23 protein-coding genes are annotated in these 22541 nt (G+C 52.1%); 16 read left to right on the top strand and 7 right to left on the bottom strand.

Translation table 11 applies throughout. The features are described 5' to 3' along the window. The first annotated feature begins 1 nt into the window (after window position 1). Entirely contained in the window at window positions 2-2341 is a 2340-nt protein-coding gene (gene pbpC / locus J9253_RS10115; protein WP_210224449.1) for a penicillin-binding protein 1C, read from the top strand. 3 nt (window positions 2342-2344) lie between these two features. Here pbpC and J9253_RS10110 read toward each other — a convergent pair whose 3' ends face one another. The 6 genes from J9253_RS10110 to nadB form a co-directional block, all read right to left on the bottom strand. Beyond that, entirely contained in the window at window positions 2345-3808 is a 1464-nt protein-coding gene (locus J9253_RS10110) for an ATP-binding protein (protein ID WP_210224448.1), read from the bottom strand. 21 nt (window positions 3809-3829) lie between these two features. Further along, window positions 3830-4531 carry a response regulator transcription factor gene (locus J9253_RS10105; protein ID WP_210224447.1) on the bottom strand — a complete coding sequence of 234 codons (702 nt, stop codon included), beginning with the start codon at window positions 4529-4531 and terminating at the stop codon, window positions 3830-3832. Between the two features lie 229 nt (window positions 4532-4760). Further along, a complete protein-coding gene (locus tag J9253_RS10100) occupies window positions 4761-5063 on the bottom strand; it encodes a hypothetical protein (protein ID WP_210224446.1) in 303 nt (100 codons plus the stop codon). Between the two features lie 184 nt (window positions 5064-5247). Continuing rightward, window positions 5248-6393 (bottom strand): cupin domain-containing protein, encoded by a 1146-nt coding sequence (locus J9253_RS10095; protein WP_210224445.1) that lies wholly within the window; start codon window positions 6391-6393, stop codon window positions 5248-5250. Beyond that, a complete protein-coding gene (gene purB, locus J9253_RS10090; protein ID WP_028488189.1) occupies window positions 6394-7761 on the bottom strand; it encodes an adenylosuccinate lyase in 1368 nt (455 codons plus the stop codon). It lies immediately after the preceding gene. 64 nt (window positions 7762-7825) lie between these two features. Then, entirely contained in the window at window positions 7826-9424 is a 1599-nt protein-coding gene (gene nadB / locus J9253_RS10085; protein ID WP_210224444.1) for an L-aspartate oxidase, read from the bottom strand. A 113-nt stretch (window positions 9425-9537) separates the two neighbouring features. Between nadB and rpoE the strand changes: the two genes are divergently transcribed. The 15 genes from rpoE (at window position 9538) to acpS (ending at window position 20714) form a co-directional block, all read left to right on the top strand. After that, window positions 9538-10113 (top strand): RNA polymerase sigma factor RpoE, encoded by a 576-nt coding sequence (gene rpoE / locus J9253_RS10080; RefSeq protein WP_210224443.1) that lies wholly within the window; start codon window positions 9538-9540, stop codon window positions 10111-10113. 38 nt (window positions 10114-10151) lie between these two features. Further along, window positions 10152-10745 carry a sigma-E factor negative regulatory protein gene (locus tag J9253_RS10075; protein ID WP_210224442.1) on the top strand — a complete coding sequence of 198 codons (594 nt, stop codon included), beginning with the start codon at window positions 10152-10154 and terminating at the stop codon, window positions 10743-10745. Next, window positions 10732-11613 (top strand): MucB/RseB C-terminal domain-containing protein, encoded by an 882-nt coding sequence (locus J9253_RS10070; protein ID WP_210224441.1) that lies wholly within the window; start codon window positions 10732-10734, stop codon window positions 11611-11613. Before J9253_RS10075 ends, J9253_RS10070 begins: the two co-directional genes overlap by 14 nt. 94 nt (window positions 11614-11707) lie before the next feature. Continuing rightward, the gene (locus tag J9253_RS10065) at window positions 11708-12193 is read left to right on the top strand and encodes a SoxR reducing system RseC family protein (RefSeq protein ID WP_210224440.1); all 486 of its coding nucleotides are present in this window, start codon (window positions 11708-11710) and stop codon (window positions 12191-12193) included. 13 nt (window positions 12194-12206) lie between these two features. Beyond that, window positions 12207-13607 (top strand): Do family serine endopeptidase, encoded by a 1401-nt coding sequence (locus J9253_RS10060; protein WP_210224439.1) that lies wholly within the window; start codon window positions 12207-12209, stop codon window positions 13605-13607. After that, window positions 13594-13851, top strand: a complete 258-nt coding sequence (locus J9253_RS10055) for a glutaredoxin family protein (protein ID WP_210224438.1) — start codon at window positions 13594-13596, stop codon at window positions 13849-13851. Before J9253_RS10060 ends, J9253_RS10055 begins: the two co-directional genes overlap by 14 nt. Then, window positions 13844-15649, top strand: coding sequence for a translation elongation factor 4 (gene lepA, locus J9253_RS10050; protein WP_210224437.1), 1806 nt, complete (start codon window positions 13844-13846; stop codon window positions 15647-15649). The genes J9253_RS10055 and lepA overlap by 8 nt, the downstream gene beginning before the upstream one ends. 12 nt (window positions 15650-15661) lie before the next feature. Beyond that, entirely contained in the window at window positions 15662-16420 is a 759-nt protein-coding gene (lepB, locus tag J9253_RS10045; protein WP_210224436.1) for a signal peptidase I, read from the top strand. A gap of 60 nt (window positions 16421-16480) precedes the next feature. Then, window positions 16481-16861 carry a DUF4845 domain-containing protein gene (locus tag J9253_RS10040; protein WP_210224435.1) on the top strand — a complete coding sequence of 127 codons (381 nt, stop codon included), beginning with the start codon at window positions 16481-16483 and terminating at the stop codon, window positions 16859-16861. After that, window positions 16858-17523 carry a ribonuclease III gene (rnc, locus tag J9253_RS10035; protein WP_028488200.1) on the top strand — a complete coding sequence of 222 codons (666 nt, stop codon included), beginning with the start codon at window positions 16858-16860 and terminating at the stop codon, window positions 17521-17523. The genes J9253_RS10040 and rnc overlap by 4 nt, the downstream gene beginning before the upstream one ends. Further along, entirely contained in the window at window positions 17520-18431 is a 912-nt protein-coding gene (gene era / locus J9253_RS10030; protein ID WP_028488201.1) for a GTPase Era, read from the top strand. The genes rnc and era overlap by 4 nt, the downstream gene beginning before the upstream one ends. A gap of 10 nt (window positions 18432-18441) precedes the next feature. Beyond that, the gene (locus tag J9253_RS10025; RefSeq protein WP_210224434.1) at window positions 18442-18894 is read left to right on the top strand and encodes a DUF2721 domain-containing protein; all 453 of its coding nucleotides are present in this window, start codon (window positions 18442-18444) and stop codon (window positions 18892-18894) included. 8 nt (window positions 18895-18902) lie between these two features. Beyond that, the gene (gene recO, locus J9253_RS10020) at window positions 18903-19592 is read left to right on the top strand and encodes a DNA repair protein RecO (protein ID WP_210224433.1); all 690 of its coding nucleotides are present in this window, start codon (window positions 18903-18905) and stop codon (window positions 19590-19592) included. Next, a complete protein-coding gene (gene pdxJ / locus J9253_RS10015) occupies window positions 19585-20319 on the top strand; it encodes a pyridoxine 5'-phosphate synthase (RefSeq protein WP_210224432.1) in 735 nt (244 codons plus the stop codon). The genes recO and pdxJ overlap by 8 nt, the downstream gene beginning before the upstream one ends. Beyond that, window positions 20316-20714 (top strand): holo-ACP synthase, encoded by a 399-nt coding sequence (gene acpS / locus J9253_RS10010; protein WP_210224431.1) that lies wholly within the window; start codon window positions 20316-20318, stop codon window positions 20712-20714. The genes pdxJ and acpS overlap by 4 nt, the downstream gene beginning before the upstream one ends. On the opposite strand, the gene J9253_RS10005 is transcribed toward acpS, so the two are convergent. Beyond that, a complete protein-coding gene (locus tag J9253_RS10005; protein WP_210224430.1) occupies window positions 20640-22502 on the bottom strand; it encodes an ATP-binding protein in 1863 nt (620 codons plus the stop codon). The genes acpS and J9253_RS10005 overlap by 75 nt on opposite strands. Window positions 22503-22541 lie beyond the last annotated feature (39 nt).

Genomic DNA, 22541 nt, shown 5'->3' with positions numbered 1-22541 from the left:
CATGACGCGCCGTTACCCGTTGTGGCTGGTTGGCACGGTTTTTCTGGGTCTATTGCTGTTTTTGTTGGCAGACCGTATCTGGGCTTTGCCTGACCCTGGGCGGGTACACAGTGTGTTGATTTTGGCGCAAGACCGTACTCCGTTGCGTGCCTTTGCCGATAACGAGGGGGTGTGGCGTTACCCGGTGACGCTGGATGAGGTGTCGCCGTTGTACGTACAAGCCCTGCTGGAATACGAAGACCGCTGGTTTTACTGGCATCCCGGCATTAATCCGTTTGCCTTGGTGCGGGCGGGGTGGCAATGGTTACGCGGTGGACGGATTATTTCGGGTGGGTCTACTCTGACTATGCAGGTGGCGCGTATTCTTGACCCGCACGACCGTAGCATCAGTGGGAAATTACGGCAAATGTTCCGCGCCTTGCAGCTTGAATGGCATTATAGCAAGGCTGAAATCCTTAACTTTTACCTTAATCTCGCCCCGTTTGGTGGGCCGATTGAAGGTGTGCAAACGGCGAGTTTTGCTTGGTTGCATAAACCGGCACTGGGCTTGAGTCATGCCGAAGCCGCATTATTGGCGGTGTTGCCGCAAGCACCTTCGCGGTTGCGCCCTGACCGTCACCCGGAGCTGGCGCAACGTTACCGTGACAAGGTATTACGCCGCATGGCAACGCAGGGTATCTGGTCGCAAGAGGTGGTGGATGATGCCATGAATGAGCCGGTGATGCGCTCGCGTTTCCAGCAACCGATGGTCGCGCCGCTGTTCGCTGAGCGGATGAAGTCGCAGGCATTTGCGGCTAACGTTGCCCGCTTGCAAACCAGGCTGGATACCAATACCCAATGGGTAGTGGATAATGTGTTGCGTACCCGTGTGGGTGGTTTGCCAGCAAAAGCTTCCATCGGTGTCTTGGTGGTGGAAAATGCTACGGGGTATGTGCGGGCGTATGCGGGTTCTGCCGATTTTTACAATGCCGAGCGCTTTGGGCATGTGGACATGGTGCAGGCGGTACGTTCCCCCGGTTCGACCTTGAAGCCTTTTTTGTACGGCATGGCGCTGGAAGATGGCTTGGTGCATTCGGCGAGTTTGTTGAGTGATGTGCCGGTGCAACTGCATGATTATGCCCCGCAGAATTTTGTGCGGCGTTTTTCCGGGGCTGTCAGCGTGACGCAAGCCTTGCAGCAATCGTTGAATGTTCCGGCGGTGGATATGTTGCAGCGCCTGACACCCGCTAACTTTGTGGCACGGCTGCGCAATGGGGGGGTTGTGATCAGTTTTCCCGAAAATGCTGAGCCGAATCTGAGTGTGATTCTGGGCGGGGCAGGGACGACATTGGAAGATCTGGTGCGTGGTTTTACCGCCTTTGCACGTCAAGGGATCAGCATTAAACCCCGTTTTCTTGAGGATGAGCCGGTGGTGGAGCGGCGGATGCTGTCGGCCGGGGCTGCGTGGGTGATTCAGGATATTTTGCGGGGTATTCCAGCACCAGAAGGCAGCGTCAATGCGACGGGTGTGGCTTGGAAAACCGGTACCAGCTATGGGTTTCGGGATGCTTGGGCGGTGGGGGTCAATGACGCTTATACCGTGGGGGTGTGGACAGGCCGCCCGGATGGGACGCCGTTACCGGGAAGTTTTGGGGCGGCGGCGGCGGGGCCTATTCTGTTTGATGTGTTTCGTGCTTTGCCTAAGCGTGGGGGTGTTAATACGCGGCGACGTCCGCCGGAGGTGACGCAGACGGATATTTGCTGGCCTTTGGGGGAAAGTGCTGCCCGCACTGCGCCGGAACAGTGTCATGTGCGCCAACAGGCGTGGATTCTGGATGAGCGTATTCCGCCTACCTTGCCGAATTTGCAACAGTATTCGTGGTCGGCTGGTTTGCAGACTTATTGGGTTAACCCGCTGACGGGCTTGCGGGTGACGGCTGAGTGTAACGCACCGCAGCGGGTTTCCCGGCAGGTGGCTCAGTGGCCGCTGGCGTTGCGCCCGTGGTTGTCGAATACCTTGCTGGAAAAAATACGTCTGCCCGGATTTGATGCCAGTTGCCCACCGGGTAGTCAGTATCAAGACGGGGCGCAACTGGCTATCCGTCATTTGGATGACAGTACCCGTTTGTATTTACCCAAGGTTGCTGAGGTGCAAAAAATCAAAGGTGTAACCGTGGATTTGTTGGCAGAAGGTGGGGTAGGGCAGTATTTCTGGTTGGTGAACGGTGAACCGGCAGGGGTAGGTGCTAGTCAGCAAGGTTTGCGCTATACCTTTGCGCGGGCGGGGGATTACGACTTGACGGTGTTTGACACGGCTGGTGCTGTCGACAAAGTTGCCATCCGGGTGATTAGCCAGCCGTAAGCATTAGACTGGCAAGTGTAAGCGAACCCTTGCACCCACATACGGTGAGACTTGCAATTCGATTTTGCCGCCAATGGCAGAGACGATTTCAGTGCTGACTGCCATGCCGATGCCTTGACCATCACTTTTGCTGTCTTCGCGTACACCGCGTTGCAAGAGTTTGGCGGGGTTATCCACCGGGAAGCCCAAGCCATCGTCGTCAATGTCAATAACCAGCATATTATTGTCCTGATGGGCGGAAACTTCCACAATATTCTGGCAGAACCGGCAGGCATTGTTCAGCAGGTTGCCGAACAGCTCCATCATGTCTTCAGCATCCATGCGGCACTTGGCGTATTCGTCGGCATTGATGCGGATTTCAAAAGGCTTGTCCCGGTGGACTTTGAGTAAGGTTTCTCGCAAACGGAACAGTACCGGGCGTATTGGCTGCGACAGGATCATAGCACCCTGATTCGTTACCATCGCCCGGCGTAATTGGTGGCCTACAATTTCACGCATTCGCTCAATTTGTGTTTCGAATACTTTAGCAACAGCCTCAATTTGAGGGGGGTGTTTCGTTTGGTGTAACTGGTCAAGCTGGTGCTGCATCGCGGTCAATGGCGTTTTGATGCTGTGGGCAAGATCGTCCAGAGTATCTTTGTAACGTTGTTTCTGGCCTTTTTCATAGCTCAATAAGCCATTCAGGGCGTTTTTGATCGGCAGTAGTTCTTCAGGATAATGGTTGTCGATGAGTTCCCGTTCGCCTGCCTCGATGGATTTAACCTCATTCTCAAATTCCTTGATGGGGGCGACTACCCAGAAACTCAGGGCGAGTTGGGCAATCAACACCAGTACTGCCGACAGGAATAGCAGAATGGCAAATTTCCCCCGCATGTCCTGCATTTCTTTTTCGATATCAGCGATAGATGCACCGACGATAAACTGAAAGTTACCGTAATCCGCTTGGAAAAAACTCTGAATCGACAGCAAATATTCCTGAGTGTAGGTTTGCTTCAGTAAGGGGTCGCTTTCCAGTTTTTGGAGATCTTTAGGAGGCAGTGGCTTGAGTTGAGCGAAGGATGGCTCAAAGCTGATTTTCAGGTTTTTATCGAGATTGAAGCGTAGGTAGTAGTCATCTTCTACCTCGTTGCTGGGTTTGCTCAGTGTGGAAGCACTCCAGACGATTTTTTTATCTTTTATATCAATGACATAGGCAAAATGGTTTTGTGTGACATCATCCAATTTGTGGTCAGTAACCATTTTACGGGCATCCGCTTTGACATCCTCGTCCGGTAAGATACTGAACTGACCATCCTGAAAGTTCAGATAGCCAAGAATATCGTAGGATATTTCTTTCAGCTCAGCCTGTTTCTGGTCGATTTTGTAACTGTAAGAGAACCAGTGCAACATGCTGCCGAGCATCAAAATGCCGACCATGATGACACCAAACCCGCTGATAAGTTGGCGACTGCGCAAAGAGCTGATCATGAGAGTAACTACCGGGTACGATTAAGTACGTGTCAGTGTGAAACGGTAGCCACGTCCACGTAGGGTCTCGATAGGCTTGAGCGTATCATCCGGGTCAAGTTTGATGCGCAGGCGGCGGATAAACACCTCGATAACATTGCTATCGCGGTCGGTATCTTCTTCGTACAGACTGTCGGTCAGGCGTGTTTTGGAGATGACTTCGCCCGCGTGCAATATCAGGTGTTCCAGCACCCGGTATTCATAGGCCGTCAGGGTAACTTCCTGCCCATTGACATACACGCGTTGTTCCGAGGTATTCAGGCGGATAGGGCCGCAATTAAGCTCAGCCTGAGTCCAGCGTCCGGTGCGGCGCAATTGTACGCGTAAACGGGCAATGAGCTCTTCCGTGTGGAAGGGTTTGGTTACATAGTCGTCAGCACCTGCTTCCAGACCTTCAACCTTGCTCTGCCAGCGGTCACGTGCGGTGAGGATGATGATCGGATAATCCAGTCCCTTGGCGCGGATAGCACGGATAATATCCAGCCCCAAGTCGTTATTGACCTGACCACCCTTGGAATTGGGTAAACCCAGGTCGATGACGGCAACATCAATCGGGTATTCGAGTGCAACATACAAGCCCTGTGAACCGTCGGCAGCCAAATCTACGGTAAAGCCACTTTTTTTGAGGTCTTCAGCGACCTGTTCGCGGATGATGTTTTCGTCTTCTATTATAAGTACGCGCATGACTCAGCTCTTTCCTGTTCGTCAACTGATGATGATTTAATTGTGTATATGGGGGCTTTTTTACTCAGCAAGCCCCTAAAAATGCAATCATACACCAGCTTGCTAGGAATAAAAAACAATCAATGGCAGTTATTAATAAAAATTATCAAAAAAATGCCCGGAGATTCTGTGGGAATTCCGGGCATTCAATGAAAACTTTGAATAATTTCAATGATTTTTGATAGATTCTTTAGTCGCTACACGCAATTTTGATCGTCAGATATTCGCCCTCTAATGAAAGCATCCGCACGACATGACAATCCGGGTAGCCGGGCAATGGCTTTTCCTGGACTGATAGTACCCGCCCCTTAAAGGTACTTTTGACTTTTGATAAGACGGCATCGCGTCCAATCGGTTCATTGGGATTGCTGCGTTTCAGTGAAATTTTCCTTTCACTGTCAGCGGCTTTCGCAATACCCGGTAGCATGGTGGTAGCAACACCAGCAACCATTACGCTGCATAAAGCAGCAAGCATGGACTTTTTGAAATCCATCGTTTTTCCCCTGTTACATAAAAAATAAGCAAAAATACAAAAAATATCTCTATGGAGATAAGCGAATTATTGTTTAGTATATTAATCGCTCAAAACTGAATGTGCGGTGAATACTCATTAGCTGAGTTTATTCATCATGATGATAAATATAAGAAATGCTTAAATCATGAGCGGCGCAAATTCATTATTTTCTTGCTGTAAAAACCCCGATTTCCAGTAGGGTCTGTAAAGTGTCAAAACACGTTTCTTCCGTCAAAAAACGCGCATAATCTTTGTGGAGTAGTAGGGGGAATTTGCACAGGTATTCAATAAATTGAATATGTTGGCTATCAATGACGTAATGATTACCGTTCGTAAATAGATGCAGGTCATTGACTGATAGAAAGTACAGAAGACGCGCATCCAGTGCTTTTTCAAAGCGTTTTTTGTTCCTGATGAGCTTGCTAAGCTCTGCCCGGCTGATGGGTTCCGCTTCCAGCAACGGTGTATTGGCTTTGGGTGCTGTGAGATATTTTCCCAGCCATAGCTGTAAAGATTGTTCATCTTGCGGCAGTGCATCCACCAAAAAGTCCACCAGACTATCCATGTCGGTGGTCGTCAGTTCGCCAGAATGTTGTTGTGGCAGGCGTCCGCTGTCGCTGAAACGTTGCTTTAGGCGTGGATCTTCCAGTGAATCCTCAAGTAGCCGTTCCAACATATCGGCTTGTGATGGGGCGCGGAAACCGACGGAATAGGTCAAGCATTCGTTCAGGGCAACCCCATAATGCGGCACATTGGGGGGCAGGTAGAGCAGGTCACCCGGTTCTACCACCCATTCCTGTTCTGCCACAAAGTCGCTCATGATGCGCAATTCCAGATCGGGCAGGAAATTGTCAGGGTGCGCCGCTTGCGTGGTGATCTGCCAGCGGCGTTGCCCTTGCGCTTGCAGCAGGAATACGTCGTATTCATCCACATGCGGGCCAACCGAGCCGCCTTCGACGGCAAAACTGATCATGAGGTCGTCGATGCGCCAGTCGGGGATAAAGCGGAACGGTTCCATCACCGCTTTCAGTTCCGGCAAGTGCTGGTCAGTGTCGTTGACCAGCAAGGTCCAATGGGTTTCTGGCAAGTGGCTGAAATCGTCTTCGTCGAAGGCACCGTGGCGAACTTCCCAGGGGTGTTCGCCGCCTTTTTCGATGACAATACGCGCGGTATCGGTTTCACAGGCCAAGCCCGCCAGTTCATCCTGCGTAATCGGTGACTGGAAGTTGGGGAAGGCTTGGCGGATCAACAGCGGCTTTTTCTGCCAGTAATCTCGCAAGAATTCTTCAACGCTAATATCACCAAACATTTATACCGCCTTGGCTTGCGCAATCGCATTGCCGATGTAAGTAGCAGGTGTCATGGCAATCAGCGCGTCTTTGGCTTCCTGCGGCATGTCCAGTGTATTGACGAATTCGCGCAAGCCTTCTGGGGTAATGCGTTGTCCACGGGTCAGGGCTTTGAGCTTTTCATACGGCTGTTCGATGCCGTAGCGACGCATCACGGTTTGGATGGGTTCGGCGAGTACTTCCCAGTTGGCGTCGAGGTCGGCAGCGATGGCGGTAGTGTTGACTTCCAGCTTGCTGATGCCTTTGAGGGCGGATTGGTAAGCAATCAGGGTATGCCCCAAACCAACGCCGAGGGTACGCAAGACGGTGGAGTCGGTCAGGTCACGCTGCCAGCGCGAAATGGGTAGCTTTTGCGCCAGATGAGTCATTAGGGCATTGGCAATGCCGAAGTTGCCTTCTGCATTCTCGAAATCAATCGGGTTGACCTTGTGCGGCATGGTGGAGGAACCGACTTCGCCCGCAATCACTTTCTGTTTGAAATAGCCTAGTGAGATGTAGCTCCACACGTCACGGCAGAAGTCGATCAGGATGGTATTGGCGCGTGCCACGGCATCGAAGGTTTCCGCGATGTAATCATGCGGTTCGATTTGCGTGGTGTACGGATTCCAAGTCAGGCCGAGTGAGGTGATGAACTGTTCAGCGGTAGTTTCCCAATCAATGTCGGGGTAGGCGCTGATGTGGGCGTTGTAGTTACCGACTGCACCGTTGATTTTGCCGAGGTATTGCGCGGCGAGTATGTGGCGTTGCTGACGTTCCAAACGTGCTACGACGTTCGCCATTTCCTTGCCAAGGGTGGAAGGCGAGGCGGGTTGCCCGTGGGTGCGTGACAGTAGCGGAATGTCGGCGTAAGCGTGCGCAAGCTGGCGAATAGCGGCAATGGTCGTGGCCAATTCGGGGTGAATGACGTTTTCCATGCCGCCTTTGAGCATCAGGGCATAAGACAGGTTGTTGATGTCTTCGGAGGTGCAGGCGAAGTGGATGAATTCGCTGACGGCTTCCAGCTCTGCCTGCCCGGCGATTTTTTCCTTGAGGTAATACTCGACCGCTTTCACGTCATGGTTGGTGGTGCGCTCAATTGCTTTGACACGCAACGCATCCGTTTCGCTAAAGTTGCTGAGGATGCTTTCCAGAAACGTGTTGGTTGCCGCTGAAAACGCAGGCACTTCGCTGATTTGTGGGTGTGCCGCCAGCATTTGCAGCCAGCGGATTTCGACCAGTACGCGGTGGTAAATCAGGCCGTATTCGCTGAACCACGGGCGTAAGGCCGCTGTTTTACTGGCGTAGCGCCCATCAGTAGGGGAAAGTGCGGTGAGTGCAGAAAGTTCCATGCCGTATCCTGAAGCAAAATAATGACCTGCGATTGTACCGTAAATTCAACTGCTGTTAATCCTGTTAATGCGTATGGTAGGTGGTAATGGGGTCTAAAATCGTGGGAATGCCATCGAGTTTGGGGTTGGTTTTAGGAAAGTTGAGGGTGTAATGCAGGCCACGACTTTCCGGGCGATCCATCGCTGAGCGGATAATTAGCCAAGCGATCAAGGCAAGGTTACGCAATTCGATCAGGTCACTGGTGACACGGAAGTTGGCGTAGTACTCGTCGATTTCGTGCAATAGTAATTCCATGCGGTTGCGGGCGCGTTGCAGGCGTTTGGTGGTGCGCACGATGCCGACGTAATCCCACATGAAACGCCGAATTTCATCCCAGTTATGGGTAATCACCACGCGCTCATCCGAATCGGTGACGCGGCTTTCATCCCAGTTGGGAATGGGCAGGTCGAGCGCGGGTTCTTGCAACCTACTGATAATGTCCTGTGCGGCGGATTTGCCGTAGACAATGCATTCCAGTAAGGAGTTGCTGGCCATGCGGTTGGCACCGTGCAGCCCGGTGTAGGAGGCTTCGCCGATGCAATACAGCGCGTCTACATCCGTGTGTCCGTCTTGATCGACCATCACGCCGCCGCAGGTGTAGTGGGCAGCGGGTACGACGGGCACGGGTTCTTTGCTCATGTCGTAGCCAAACTTTTCGCAAGTGGCGTAGACATTGGGGAAGTGACTGATGATGAAATCACGCGGTTTGTGGCTGATGTCGAGGTAGACGCAATCCAGCCCCAAACGCTTCATTTCATGGTCAATGGCGCGTGCCACGATGTCGCGCGGCGCGAGTTCGGCACGGGGGTCGAAACGTGGCATGAAACGGCTGCCATCTTTTAATAATAAGAGTCCGCCTTCGCCGCGCACCGCTTCGGTGATCAAGCTGGATTTGGCGTGAGGGTGGTACAGACAGGTGGGGTGAAATTGCATGAATTCCATGTTGGCCACCCGGCAACCGGCACGCCATGCCATCGCGATGCCATCACCGCTCGCGCCATCGGGGTTGCTGGTGTAGAGGTAGACTTTGCTTGCCCCACCGGTTGCCAGTACGGTGAAGCGTGCATGTAGGGTCTGAACGCGTTTAGCCTTACGGTTCAGCGCATACGCACCAATGCAGCGGTTGCTGCGATGCCCTAGCTTGCGGGCGGTGATTAAATCCACCGCTATGTGGTGTTCCAGTAAGGTGATATTGCTGCGTTGGCGTACTTGCCCGACCAAGGTGTGTTCGATGGCAGCACCACTAGCATCAGCAGCATGGGCAATGCGCCGGTGGCTGTGCCCACCTTCACGGGTTAGGTGGAGGCGGTTGGTGTCGTGCTCTTCGCGGGTGAAGGGGACGCCTGCATCTAATAACCATTTGATGGAGCTTGCACCATTTTCCACGGTAAAACGCACGGCGGCTTCATCACACAGCCCCGCACCCGCATTGAGGGTATCAGCAATATGCGAATCCACGCTGTCGGTGGCATCCAGCACGGCAGAAATGCCACCTTGCGCATAGACGGTGCTGCCTTCGGTGATGACGTCCTTGCTCAATACGGCAATCTTGCAGTCTTCAGGCAAACTCAGTGCCAAGGTTAAGCCTGCTGCGCCGCTACCGATGATTAATACATCGTACATATGCGTCCCTCTTAGTTTCTGGGTGGAATTCATTAAGTTTAACTATTCTAATCTTGCTTTGCGGCATGTAGCATATAGTCTTAGTGAAATAATAACCAAGGAGTAAGGCCCTGATGGGCACGAGCTATACCGATCTCGAACTGGTGCAACGCATCCAGTCTGGGGATAAGAAATCATTCGATATTCTGGTTCTGAAGTACCAACACAAGGTGATTAGCTTGGTGTTGCGCTATGTTCATGGCCACGATACTGCACAAGATGTCGCGCAGGAAGCCTTTATCAAAGCGTATAAGGGGTTAAAAAACTTTCGGGGCGAGAGTGCTTTTTATACTTGGCTTTACCGTATTGCGATTAATACCGCGAAAAACTATCTGGTGTCGCAGAATCGCCGCTTACCTGATACGGATATTGATGCAACAGAAGCGGAACAATTTGGGGGTGAGTCCGCTCTAAAGGAATATGCCACGCCTGAACATGAATTGTTGACCGCTGAAATTCAGACCACAGTCTCGCAAGCGATTGAGGATCTACCTGAAGATTTGCGGACTGCCATCATGTTACGGGAACTGGAGGGTATGAGTTATGAAGAAATTGCAGTGACAATGGATTGTCCAATAGGTACTGTACGTTCGCGGATTTTCCGGGCGCGTGAGTCGATTGACAAAGTATTGAGGCCGCTACTTGGCTAAACCTCCGAGGGTAGTGTCTCAAGGTGCAGGTGAAATAAATGAATACGATAAAAGAAGAACTCTTGTCGGCTTTCCTTGACGACGAGAGTAGCGAGTTTGAGCGGAGACGCTTGCTCGATGAGTTGAAAAAAGATGATGAAATGGGTGCAACCCTGTCACGTTACGCCTTTATGGGTGAAGCGATGCGGGCGAGTAAAGGTCAGGCCATGGGGCAGGGCGTTTCACTGTTGTCACGCATTCAGGATGAGTTGGAAGCTGAGCCAGCGTACACGGCGGAGAAGGTCGTGCCAATGCCAGTTCGTGCCAATACTGCCACCAAGGTACATTCTTACCGTTGGTTGGGGATGGGCATGGCCGCTACGGTAGCGGCAGTGGCAGTCGGTGGCGTGTTGTTTATGGGGCAGCCGAAAGCGCCCGATGCGCAATTGGCAGCCGCGCTTCCAGCGACCAAGCCAAGCACGGCGACTGTCGTTACAGCGGTGGCTAGTACGGATGTGCGTATCCAGCAAGTGGGGCGTATTGACCCGCAGGCTCGCGATATCCTCAAACAGTATGTGGCACAGCATGTTAAATATGCTTCTACCACCGTGATCGCACCTTCAATTCGGGCGGTTTCCTATGCCAACGATTAAGCACACGGTTTCCCTCGCAGTATTGGCAGCGGTACTGGCATGGTCAACACCAAGCATGGCGGATGAGGCGAGCGATTTGCTTGCCAAAATGCGCAATGCTGTGCACACGTTGAATTATTCGGGTACGCTGGTGTATTCACAGGGCAATGAGCTTTCTAATTACCAGATTAGCCATACGCTGGAAAATGGGGCGGAAAAGGAAAGTGTGGTGCGCTTGGCGCAAGGTGCTGGGGAAGACGGTGAGAACGTAGAAAGTTTCTCATTAGCCAAACTTCAGCAAGTGCAGCCGCAAATGGAACAGGTCTATGCGCTGGATCTGGGTGGTGAAGAATTTGTGGCTAACCGCAGTTGCCAAGTGGTGGTGGCGCGTCCGCGTGACGGAATGCGTTACCTGCAACGTTACTGTATTGAGCCTGACAGCGGTATGTTGTTGAAATATTCACTGGTTGACCGTTCGCACCGTTCGGTTGAGCAGTTGATGTTTACGGCATTGGATATTTCAGCAGTAACCGCTGATGCCACGCCGATACAGCAAGCGCCTGTGGTGGCTCCCGTGGCAGCAATGCCGAGCATGGATTGGGTGTTTACGTCATTGCCTGCCGGTTTTCAGCAAGTTCAGGATTTACAGCAGGATGGCATTAACGGGCAAGCGTCTGTACGACAAATTATCCTGTCAGACGGGATGACTTCCGTATCAGTGTTTATTGCACCACCCGGTGCGCCCGGCATCCTTGATAGCATGGGTTTATCGACGGGTGCAATGAATATTTATGCTGCCGCAGTGGATCAGCACCAAATTACCTTGGTGGGCGAGGTACCTGTCGCTACCCTGAAAAGTATCAGTAAAGCTTTGCAACATGTCCATTGAAAAGTCCATTGAAAACAAAGCCAATTTGATTAAGTTTGCAGCAAGCCCCCTTCGTTATAATGCCAGTATAATGGTCAACAATGAGGGCAAAGAGATGATTGAGCAGACAGCAACCGTGGTCAGTGTTGAATCGGGCTATGCGTGGATTATTCCACAACAGAAAGCGGGTGGATGTGGTGGTTGTGCATCGAAAACGTCGTGCGCATCCACAGCATCGCCATTTGATCTTATGCGTAAGGAACCCCAGAAAATGCGGGTGTTGAACCCGTTGTATGCGCGTCCGGGTGATACGGTAGTGGTCGGTATGCAAGGTGAGGCGCTGGTGATTTATTCCTTGCTGGCTTATATGCTGCCCTTGCTGGGGATGTTGGTCGTCGCGGTGTTGGGGCGTGAAGTGTTGGCTATGTTTGGCGTGGTTAATGAGCTGGGTACGGTCTTGAGTGGGCTGCTGGGTTTGGTGGGTGGTTTGCGTTTGGCTAACCTGATTAGCTCACGCTCCCTCCAGTCTGCTGACTTTCAGCCTGTGATTTTACGTGTCGTTGGGCAGCCAGTGTTTAATGGTATGGCGCACATTGCCTAAGAGGGCAACTTTCATGTTAATGCAATGGTTGCGGGGCGTGGTGCTCGTGTGTATCGCCTTGTCAGCAGGCGCGGCGTTTGCCCGTGATTTGCCGCAATTCACTGAGTTGGTGAAGCAGAATGGCCCAGCAGTCGTTAACATCAGTACCAAACAAAGTATTTCCCCGCGTGAAATGCTGCCTGATTCCCTCCAATCCCCCGAAACGGATGAGCTGTTTGATCAACTGATGAAGCGCTTTTTCGAGCGTGATGGCGGTGGTGGTGGCAAACCTTTTGATTTCGATAGCAGTTCACGTGGTTCTGGTTTTATTTATTCGCAGGATGGCTATATCGTCACCAACCATCATGTGGTGTACGGTGCGGATGAAATCAGGGTCAAGTTGAATGATGGGCGTGAGTTACCTGCGACATTGATTGGCAGTGATAAACGTACTGATGTTGCCGTACTAAAGGTGGATGCGACTGACTTACCTGTCTTGAAAATGGGAACATCTGCTCCTCTGGAAGTGGGGGAATGGGTGTTAGCGATTGGCTCGCCTTTCGGCTTTGACCACAGTGCGACCGCCGGAATTGTGAGTGCCAAAGGCCGCAGTTTGCCGGATGAGAATTACGTGCCGTTCATTCAGACCGACGTGGCGATTAATCCCGGTAATTCCGGTGGTCCCTTGTTCAATCTGGCGGGCGAAGTTGTCGGCATTAATTCGCAAATTTACAGCCGTTCGGGTGGTTTCATGGGAGTTTCCTTTGCCATTCCGATTGATGTTGCCCAAGGTGTGATTGAGCAACTGAAGAGCAAGGGTGCCGTATCGCGTGGCTGGATAGGGGTGTATGTTCAGGAAATTGATGCCAATCTGGCGCAATCTTTCAAGATGAGCAAACCCGAGGGCGCACTGGTTGCCCAGGTCATGATGGATGGCCCAGCAGCACGGGCGTTAAATCAGGGCGATGTTATTCTGCGTTTTGATGGCAATCCGGTAGCCAATGCAGCGGCCTTGCCCCCTATCGTAGGCAATACCCCCATCGGCAAGAAAGTGGCTATTGAAGTCCTGCGCGAAGGTAAACGTGAAACCGTCACCATGACCGTCACCGAATTACCCAAAGACCCCAAGGATGCGAAAGCGTCAGATGCCAAACCATTCTTAACAACACCTGTGGTGGGCACACTTGGCATGAAACTGAGTGATACCGAGGCCGGGGTACTGGTTGATGAAGTGATCGGTGAACCCGCCCGCAGTGCTGGTATCGCCATAGGGGATGCGATCACTCAACTTGATGGTCAAGCAGTGACTGCCGTGGCGGAGTTACAAAGCATTGCTGCTGAGTTAAGCGTTGGAAAAACCGTCGCAGTCTTGGTGAATCGTGGTGGTTCCGCCCGTTTTCTGGCCATGAAGATTGAGGCAAATGCAAGAGAGTGAAGCAAAAACCCATCTGACCGTGTATTATCGCGTGGGCTGTCATCTTTGTGACGAGATGACAGCCCTTTTGTGTGAATTTCAGGATGAACTGATGTTTACGTTCGAGCTGGTCGACATTGACGCGGATGCAGAGTTAAGAGTGCGTTTTAATGCGGATGTCCCAGTAGTAGCATGGGGAAAGCAGATTTTATTCTGGCATTTCTTCGATGAAGCGATTTTGAGGCAAGCATTACAGCATGGGTGAGGCGAATAAGAATATCCGCAACTTTTCAATTATTGCGCATATTGACCACGGTAAATCGACACTATCTGACCGCTTTATCCAGTATTGCGGGGGGTTGGCTGATCGTGAAATGGAAGCACAAGTTCTGGATTCGATGGATCTGGAGCGTGAACGCGGTATTACGATTAAAGCACAGTGCGTGGCTTTGGACTATAAAGCCCGCAACGGTGAAACCTACCATCTGAACTTCATCGACACGCCCGGGCATGTGGATTTTTCCTATGAAGTATCGCGCTCGCTGGCGGCTTGTGATGGTGCTTTGTTGGTGGTGGATGCCTCGCAAGGGGTGGAAGCGCAAAGTGTTGCCAACTGCTACACAGCGCTTGATCTGAATCTGGAAGTCGTGCCAGTACTCAATAAAATCGACCTGCCAGCGGCTGACCCTGACCGTGTGTGTCAAGAAATTGAAGATATTATCGGCATTGAGGCGACCGATGCGGTGCGCGTCAGTGCTAAAAGCGGCATTGGTATCGAAGACCTGCTGGAACAATTGGTGGAACGCATTCCACCCCCCAAAGGCGACCCGGATGCGCCACTCAAAGCCCTGATCATTGACTCGTGGTTCGACAACTACCTTGGCGTGGTGGTGTTGGTGCGGATGATTGATGGCGAAATGCGCAAGAAAATGAAAATCCGCTTCATGTCGACTGGGCGTGATTTTCAGGTGGAGCGCGTGGGTATTTACACGCCTAAAATGAAAGATCTGGATGTGTTGCGTGCGGGCGAAGTAGGTTTCATGATTTCCGGCATCAAGGAAATCGCCGCTGCAAAAGTCGGTGATACCATTACCGACGCACAAAAGCCAGCCACGACAGCCTTGCAGGGCTTCAAGGAAATCCAGCCGCGCGTTTTCGCGGGTTTGTTCCCGATTGAGTCCGACCAGTACGAAAACCTGCGTGATGCGCTTTCCAAGCTCAAACTCAACGATTCCGCCTTGTTTTATGAGCCAGAAACCTCGCAAGCACTGGGCTTTGGTTTCCGTTGTGGCTTCCTCGGCATGTTGCACATGGAAATTGTGCAGGAACGTCTGGAGCGCGAATACAACCTCGACCTGATTTCCACCGCACCCACGGTTATCTACGAGGTGGTGCTGACCAATGGTGAGAAACAGTTCATCCACAGCCCGTCTGAATTGCCAGTCGTGAACAAGCTCGCGGAAATCCGTGAGCCGATTATTATCGGTACTATTCTCGTGCCACAGGAATATGTCGGCAACGTCATTACCTTGTGCATGGAAAAGCGTGGTATGCAAAAGAACATGCAGTACATGGGTAATCAGGTGTCGTTGACGTTTGAATTGCCGCTGGCTGAAGTGGTGATGGATTTCTTTGACCGCCTGAAATCGTGCAGCCGGGGTTATGCTTCTTTCGATTACGCGATGGATCGTTTCGAGCCAGCCCCGATGGTGCGCGTGGATGTCTTGGTGAATGGTGAAAAAGTCGATGCGTTGGCACTGATGATCCACCGTGATTTCGCCCAATCACGCGGGCGGATGTTGGTGGAAAAGATGAAAGACCTGATTCCGCGTCAGATGTATGAGGTGGCTATTCAAGCAGCCATCGGCAGCAATATCATTGCCCGCAGTACGGTCAAGGCGATGCGTAAAGACGTAACCGCGAAGTGTTACGGCGGGGACGTAAGCCGTAAGCGTAAGCTGCTGGAAAAACAGAAAGAAGGCAAAAAACGCATGAAGCAGGTCGGTAGCGTGGAAATACCGCAAGAAGCCTTCCTCGCTGTATTGAAAGTTAGCGATAAGTAATAAGGACAAGACATGGATTTTGATCTGGAATTTTGGCTAGTCAGCGCCACAGCGGTAACGGGTGTCATCTGGTTATTGTATGCGTTATTGGCTGGAAAAAAAGCGGAAGGCACCGAGCCCGTTCTGGTGGAATATGCGCGTTCATTTTTTCCGGTATTGTTGGCGGTGTTGTTGTTGCGCTCGTTTGTTGCAGAGCCGTTTCGCATTCCGTCCGGCTCGATGTTGCCCACGCTGGAAATTGGTGATTTCATTCTGGTAAACAAGTTTGCCTATGGTTTGCGCTTGCCAGTGTTACACACCAAGGTTCTGGACGTTGGTGACCCGCAACGCGGTGATGTGGTGGTGTTCCGCTTTCCCGGTAATCCGAAAATTGATTACATCAAGCGTTTGATTGGCCTGCCCGGTGATGTGGTGAGCTGGAACGATAAAACGTTGACTGTGAATGGTATTGCCTTGAACCGTGATGCGATAGGTGAGTACTTGCGCCCTGACCAGCAAACCCCGCCATCACTTCATCTGAAAGAAGATTTACTGGGTGTGCCGCATGATATATTGGTGACGCCCGGACGCGTTGGCCCAACAGGTTCTGTGACGGTTCCTCCAGGGCATTACTTCATGATGGGTGATAACCGCGACAACAGTAATGATGGGCGTATGTGGGGTCTGGTTCCCGATGGCAATGTGGTGGGAAAAGCAACTATCGTCTGGATGCACATGAATTTGGGTGGTGATGGTTTCAACCTCTCAAGGATTGGCAACGCGATGCATTAGGCTTTGGCTACGCTCAGCCAATGTTCGTCAAACAATGAATAACAATAAAGGTGATGATCTATGCGCAAGCAACAAGGTGCGACTTTTTTAACATGGGTCGCGGGTTTGGGGGTGGTGATTTTTGCATTCATCACGGTAGTCAAAATTGCGCCGGTATATCTGGAGTTTCAGACGGTACGTTCTATCGTTGACAGGGTGGTGCAAGAGGCATCGGCTAAAGCGTCTACTCAGGAAATCCGCCGCAAAGTGGATGATTTTATTATTGTAAACAGTCTGAATACCTTGTCGGTGAATGATTTTAACGTGGTACAAGTCGAAGGTAAGAACAATGTACGGGCACTTGAGATACACTATGAGGTGCGTAAACATTGGGTTGCGAACATTGATTTTTTGATGACTTTCCAATATTCCAAAGAGCTGGGAGCGGCTAGCGATACTTGAACAAATTAACCAAGCTACTGGGTAGCGAATTGATGGCGACGGACACCTTTGTCCGTGCCATCACCCACCGCAGTGCGGAGGGTAAACATAACGAGCGCATGGAGTTTCTTGGTGATAGCGTGCTTGGGCTAATTATCACCACGGAGCTTTATCAACGGATTCCACGGGCTAGCGAAGGCTACCTGAGCCGTTTACGTGCTTCATTGGTCAATGAAAATGCTTTGGCGGGGATTGCCGCCGAACTGGCTATCGGTGATTTTTTACGTCTGGGGCCGGGCGAGCTGAAAAGCGGTGGTTTTCGGCGCAAGTCCATCATTGCAGATGCGTTTGAAGCACTGGTCGGTTGCATTTATCTGGAACAGGGCATGGCGACGGCGACAGCGTTCGTACTCACCGCTTATGGCGACCGACTGGATAACTTACCCGCCGAAGACAGTCTAAAAGACCCCAAAAGCCGCTTGCAGGAATTCCTCCAATCACGCGGGCACGAGCTGCCTGAATACAATCTGATTGATACCCAAGGGGAAGCCCATCGCCAAACGTTTACGGCGGAATGCATTGTCCCCAAACTCAATATCCGTACCATCGGCACTTCAGGAAGCCGCCGTAAGGCCGAGCAGGAAGCTGCTGGTCTTGCATTCCAACAGGTAACAGCAAAATGACTGAGATAACTTCTACGCCATCAACACAACGTTGTGGCTATGTCGCCATTGTTGGACGACCCAATGTGGGCAAATCCACCCTGATGAACCTGCTGATTGGTTTCAAGGTTTCTGCCACGGCCAACAAGCCGCAAACCACGCGCCACAGTATCCGGGGTATTTTGACTGAAGACGATTATCAGATGATTTTCGTCGACACACCGGGGATTCACCGTACTTCCAAAAGCTTGCTCAACAAAACCATCAACCTTGAAGCGGTGGCTGCATTGGAAGGTGTCGATGCAGTGGTCATGATCGTGGAGGTGCTGAAGTGGCAGGATGAAGATGATTTGGTGTTGCAACGCCTTGGTCATGTCACCTGTCCGGTGTTTCTGGTCGCCAACAAAGTCGATCGGCTGGAAAAGAAAGAGCGTCTGTTGAGCTGGTTGCCGGAAGTGTTGGCAAAGTACCCGTTTAAGGAAATTTTCCCACTCTCCGCGACCAAAGGCACAAATACGCAGCAGCTCAAGGCTTCATTGGCGAAAGTCATGCCGCAACAAGATTGGGTATACGCCGAAGATGACGTGACCGACCAATCCACCCGCTTCATTTGCGGCGAGTTGATCCGTGAGCAATTGATGACGTATTTGCATCAGGAAATGCCGTATTCCACCGCGATTGAGATCGAAACCTTTGAGGAAAAGCCTAAACTGACCGAAATCAATGCGGTGATCTGGGTCAGTCGCGAAAACCAGAAAGGTATTGTGATCGGGAATAAAGGCGACACGCTAAAACGCATCGGCAGCTCGGCGCGATTTGCGCTGGAAGCGTTTCTGGAACGCAAAGTCATGCTGAAATTATGGGTGCGTGTCGAAGAAAACTGGGAAAATAGCCCACGTCACCTGCAAAGTTTGGGGATTTCAACCTAAGGGGCGAGCGATGTTGCTGTTAGCACAAGAAGCGGAAGTCATTTCCAACGTCGCGCATGTGATTCAATTGGCGGTTGCTCCGGTGTTCTTGCTGACGGGTATCGGTAGTATTTTGTCGGTGTTGGTGAACCGTTTAGTGCGGGTGGTGGATCGCTTTCGTGTGCTGGATAGTAACTTTCAGCAAGCGAGTGCGGCGGCACTGGTGGTGATTCGTCATGAAATGCAGGCGCTTTCGCGACGCGCCCGCATGATTCACTGGGCAATCGGCCTGTGCACGGTGTGTGCCTTATTGATTTGTGTGGTGATTGCCATGCTATTTTTCAGTGCCATGTTGGGGATGGATCTATCCACGGCGGTATCCATACTGTTCATTATTGCGATGTTGATGTTGGTCAGCGGATTGCTGTGCTTTTTGCAGGAAATCCGTATTGCCACCAGCAGCATTGATGTCACTCCCCGTTAGCGCGTCCGATGGCGGCTGAACTTTCCCCCGCGTTTATTTTGCGGCGTAACCCCTACCGCGACACCAGTTTATTGCTGGATATGTTTACCCGCGACGCTGGCAAAATCACCTGCGTTGCCAAGTTTGGCCAAGGCAAGGGCACGCGCTCCAAAGGTATGCTTGAACCTTTCCGGCAACTCGAAGCCAGTTGGGTGGGCAAGGGTGAAGTGTTCACCCTATTCAATGCCGAAGAAAAACGCCGTTTCCCCTTGAAAGCTGCCGGACTGGTACGCGCCGTGTATGCAAACGAATTGCTGTTGCGGGCGCTGTGGCAACACCAGCCGCAGCCGGAATTATTTGCCCAGTACCAACAACTGCTGTTCCGCTTGGAAAACCCTGCTGAGGTACTCGCACTGCCGTTGTTTGAACTGGACGTGCTGGCAATGGCAGGCTATGTTCTGAACCTGTGGCACGACGACGCGGATGGGGAAGACATCCAGCCCCACAACCGTTACCGTTTCCGCCCCGACCACGGTATATACCCGGACGCAGGTGAGGGCAAAGGCGTGCCGCTTTCCGGTAGGTTATTAATCGCCTTGCGCGAGCCAGAAAGCATGGCGACCGAACAGCGTTTGGAACTGCGCCATACCCTGGATTACCTGATACAGATGTTGCTGAAAGGCAAAACCCTGAATGCGAGAAGATTACTCAATGAATAAGATCGAACTTGGTGTCAATATCGACCACATCGCCACGTTGCGCCAGGCACGCGGCACGGCTTACCCCGATCTGCTGGAAGCGGTGCGGCTGGTGGAAGACGCTGGTGCACACGCCATCACCATCCATTTGCGCGAAGACCGTCGCCATATTCAAGATGCGGATGTGTACGCTATCCGCCAGATGTGTACCCGTCGCCTGAATCTGGAGCTGGCTGCCACCGATGAAATGGTGGGCATTGCTTGCGACGTATTGCCGAATGATGCGTGTGTGGTTCCCGAAAAGCGCGAAGAGCTTACCACTGAAGGTGGGCTGGACATTATCGGGCAATTCGAGCGGGTACGCAGCGTGACCCAGCGTTTGAATGCCGCGAATATTCGCGTATCACTGTTCATCGAGCCGGATATTGAACAAATCCGCCGCGTTCCTGACATCGGTGCGCCCGTGATCGAGCTGCATACCGGCACGTATGCCAATGCTACGGGCGCAGCCAAAGCGCAGGAACTCCAACGCATTCGCGAAGCTACCGAGTTTGCCCACAGCCTCGACATTCAGGTGAACGCAGGCCACGGGCTGGATTATCACAATACGCAAGCCATCGCGGTCATTCCCAATATCCGCGAACTGAACATCGGGCATTCGATGGTGGCGCGGGCGGTATTCGTCGGCATCCGCCAAGCGACCGTGGAAATGCTGGCATTGATGCAAGCGGCACGTGCTGGCGCATGAAAATTATCGGCATCGGCACGGACATCGTGGAAATCGCCCGTCTTGAAGAAACCTTGCAACGTCACCCAGAGCGGTTTCCCGAACGCATTCTACATCCCGCCGAACTCAAACGTTTTGCCACCGAAACCAAGCAAGCAGCATGGCTGGCAAAACGTTTCGCCACCAAAGAGGCCGTTGCCAAAGCCCTCGGCACCGGCATCGGTAAGGAAACCCGCTTGCAGGAAATCGAAACCACCCACGATGCACGCGGTAAACCACGCCTGCAATTGCACGGGGTGACACTGGCAACGGCTACTGCGCTGGGCGTGACCGCAATCGAACTATCCGTCGCAGACGAGCGCACTCACGCGGTCGCCTTTGTGATTCTGGTGGGCGGAGCTGACGGGCTGTTGTAACCACTTTTTCAGTTCAGTTTCCAGCGTTTGGGTATCCAGCGGTTTACCCAGATGGCTGTTCATTCCGGCTTGCAGGCAGGCGGCAATATCCGCAGACAGGGTATTTGCGGTCAGGGCAATTACCGGAATGACCGGGTTTCGCACCGCCGCCATGCCTGCGTGAGTCTGTATTCCCCGGATATGGCGGCAGGCTTCCAGACCGTCGCATTCAGGCATTTGCACATCCATTAGCACCAGATCGTAATCGGCTTCAATCAGGCATTGGATAGCTTGTTTGCCATTTTCTACCGTGTCGATGTGGGTCAGCCCCAGTTGTTCAAGCATGGACTGGGCAATGATCTGATTGATGGCATTGTCTTCCGCCAGCAGAATCCGGCTGGAGGTTTTCAAGGGTGCGTCAGTGACGAGTGTAGTGGTCGTTTCCGGGCTGGCAGTTTGTGGCTCTGCGGCCTGATAGGGAAGCTCGAACCAGAAGCAGGCACCTTGTCCCGCTTCACTGTGTACGCCAATATCGCCTTCCATCAGGTTGACCAACTGTTTGGAAATCGCCAAACCCAGACCCGTGCCGCCGTATTTGCGGGCAGTAGACGATTCCATTTGCTGAAAACTGTTGAACAGCAGTGGCTGTTTTTCTGCCGGAATGCCAATACCGGTATCGCTGATTTCAAAGCGTAGCCGTTCCCCGTTGGCGCTCAGGCTGATGGCGAGTGTTACCGTGCCCGTTTCAGTAAATTTGATGGCATTGCCCAGTAAATTGAGCAGTATTTGTTGGATGCGGGTTTCATCGCCCATGAGAAAGGGGGCAATGTCCTCGCTGATACGGGTGGTAAACACCAGCCCCTTTTCCTTGGCACGGATATTCAGCAAATGCTGTAAATGGGCAACCATCTCACTCAGGTGGCAGGTTGACAGTTCCAGCTCCATCTTGCCTGCTTCGATTTTGGAAAAGTCGAGCAGGTCATTCAACAGCGCCAGTAAGGTTTTGCCGCTGCGGTTGATCAGCGAAACGTATTGGCGTTGCTCTGCCGTATTGACCAGCGGGGTCAGTAAATCGCTTGCCCCCAGAATCCCATTCATTGGGGTACGCAACTCATGGCTCATATTGGCCAGAAAGCGGCTCTTGGCCTGATTGGCAATGTCGGCGGCTTCTTTGGCACTCTCCAGCTTGGCGGCTTGCTGTTTCAGCAAATCGTTTTTGTAGAGAAGCTGGTAATAGTCACGGTGCAGCGTTTTGCCAAAGAATTGAGTGACAATGCTGAACAGGAGTAAGGAGAGGGCAACGCTGTAGGCAGTGCTTGTCCCCATATGCAACAGCGCCACGACTTGGGGCAAAATCATGATATTAACGTAGGCGAGAAACAGGGGGTTGTGGGGGGCAAGGCTGGTCGTCGTGCCAACGCAGAGCATTAACAGTGGCAGCAACATTAGGGTTCCCTGTTCTGCCAGCCCGACATGCATTAGCCCCCAAGCGGTAAACAACGCCCAAACAATAGCAGAGGCTATCAGGCCAAATCCGAGCAGGAACCGCGCCCTGTCCGGCTGTGTCTTGTAAAGCGTAGGAAACTGTTTCATCAACAATAAGCGCATGACACCAAGCGCCAACATCAACAGGCCAATACCGTAAACGAGGATGCCGTGGTGTTGAATAATATCAGTCCCCAGCGCCAGCACGACCCAAGCAATCATATAAGGAAACACACCATTGATCGAGCGGCGGCTCAAATCATGGTCGCTTTGGACGTGCATGGCGGCAGATACGGGGATGTTCCCTACGGATACATAATTCACACTATTTCCGGTGCTTTTTTGTTATTGGCTAACGTACAA

Origin of the sequence: Thiothrix litoralis (assembly GCF_017901135.1) — a bacterium.
GTDB classification, from domain to species: Bacteria; Pseudomonadota; Gammaproteobacteria; order Thiotrichales; family Thiotrichaceae; genus Thiothrix; species Thiothrix litoralis.
Note: the sequence above shows the minus strand (reverse complement) of the source record. Positions and strands in the feature narration are given on the sequence as shown.

Bases quoted from the DNA above. Each gene is read 5' to 3' on its own strand.
- J9253_RS10055 (WP_210224438.1), top strand. From the start codon at position 13,594: ATGCAAGAGAGTGAAGCAAAAACCCATCTGACCGTGTATTATCGCGTG.
- pbpC (WP_210224449.1), top strand. From the start codon at position 2: ATGACGCGCCGTTACCCGTTGTGGCTGGTTGGCACGGTTTTTCTGGGT.
- nadB (WP_210224444.1), bottom strand. From the start codon at position 9,424: ATGTACGATGTATTAATCATCGGTAGCGGCGCAGCAGGCTTAACCTTG.
- J9253_RS10040 (WP_210224435.1), top strand. From the start codon at position 16,481: ATGCGCAAGCAACAAGGTGCGACTTTTTTAACATGGGTCGCGGGTTTG.
- era (WP_028488201.1), top strand. From the start codon at position 17,520: ATGACTGAGATAACTTCTACGCCATCAACACAACGTTGTGGCTATGTC.
- J9253_RS10110 (WP_210224448.1), bottom strand. From the start codon at position 3,808: ATGATCAGCTCTTTGCGCAGTCGCCAACTTATCAGCGGGTTTGGTGTC.
- acpS (WP_210224431.1), top strand. From the start codon at position 20,316: ATGAAAATTATCGGCATCGGCACGGACATCGTGGAAATCGCCCGTCTT.
- pdxJ (WP_210224432.1), top strand. From the start codon at position 19,585: ATGAATAAGATCGAACTTGGTGTCAATATCGACCACATCGCCACGTTG.
- J9253_RS10025 (WP_210224434.1), top strand. From the start codon at position 18,442: ATGTTGCTGTTAGCACAAGAAGCGGAAGTCATTTCCAACGTCGCGCAT.
- lepA (WP_210224437.1), top strand. From the start codon at position 13,844: ATGGGTGAGGCGAATAAGAATATCCGCAACTTTTCAATTATTGCGCAT.
- J9253_RS10070 (WP_210224441.1), top strand. From the start codon at position 10,732: ATGCCAACGATTAAGCACACGGTTTCCCTCGCAGTATTGGCAGCGGTA.
- purB (WP_028488189.1), bottom strand. From the start codon at position 7,761: ATGGAACTTTCTGCACTCACCGCACTTTCCCCTACTGATGGGCGCTAC.
- J9253_RS10075 (WP_210224442.1), top strand. From the start codon at position 10,152: ATGAATACGATAAAAGAAGAACTCTTGTCGGCTTTCCTTGACGACGAG.
- J9253_RS10060 (WP_210224439.1), top strand. From the start codon at position 12,207: ATGTTAATGCAATGGTTGCGGGGCGTGGTGCTCGTGTGTATCGCCTTG.
- J9253_RS10100 (WP_210224446.1), bottom strand. From the start codon at position 5,063: ATGGATTTCAAAAAGTCCATGCTTGCTGCTTTATGCAGCGTAATGGTT.
- lepB (WP_210224436.1), top strand. From the start codon at position 15,662: ATGGATTTTGATCTGGAATTTTGGCTAGTCAGCGCCACAGCGGTAACG.
- J9253_RS10065 (WP_210224440.1), top strand. From the start codon at position 11,708: ATGATTGAGCAGACAGCAACCGTGGTCAGTGTTGAATCGGGCTATGCG.
- recO (WP_210224433.1), top strand. From the start codon at position 18,903: ATGGCGGCTGAACTTTCCCCCGCGTTTATTTTGCGGCGTAACCCCTAC.
- rpoE (WP_210224443.1), top strand. From the start codon at position 9,538: ATGGGCACGAGCTATACCGATCTCGAACTGGTGCAACGCATCCAGTCT.
- J9253_RS10105 (WP_210224447.1), bottom strand. From the start codon at position 4,531: ATGCGCGTACTTATAATAGAAGACGAAAACATCATCCGCGAACAGGTC.
- J9253_RS10095 (WP_210224445.1), bottom strand. From the start codon at position 6,393: ATGTTTGGTGATATTAGCGTTGAAGAATTCTTGCGAGATTACTGGCAG.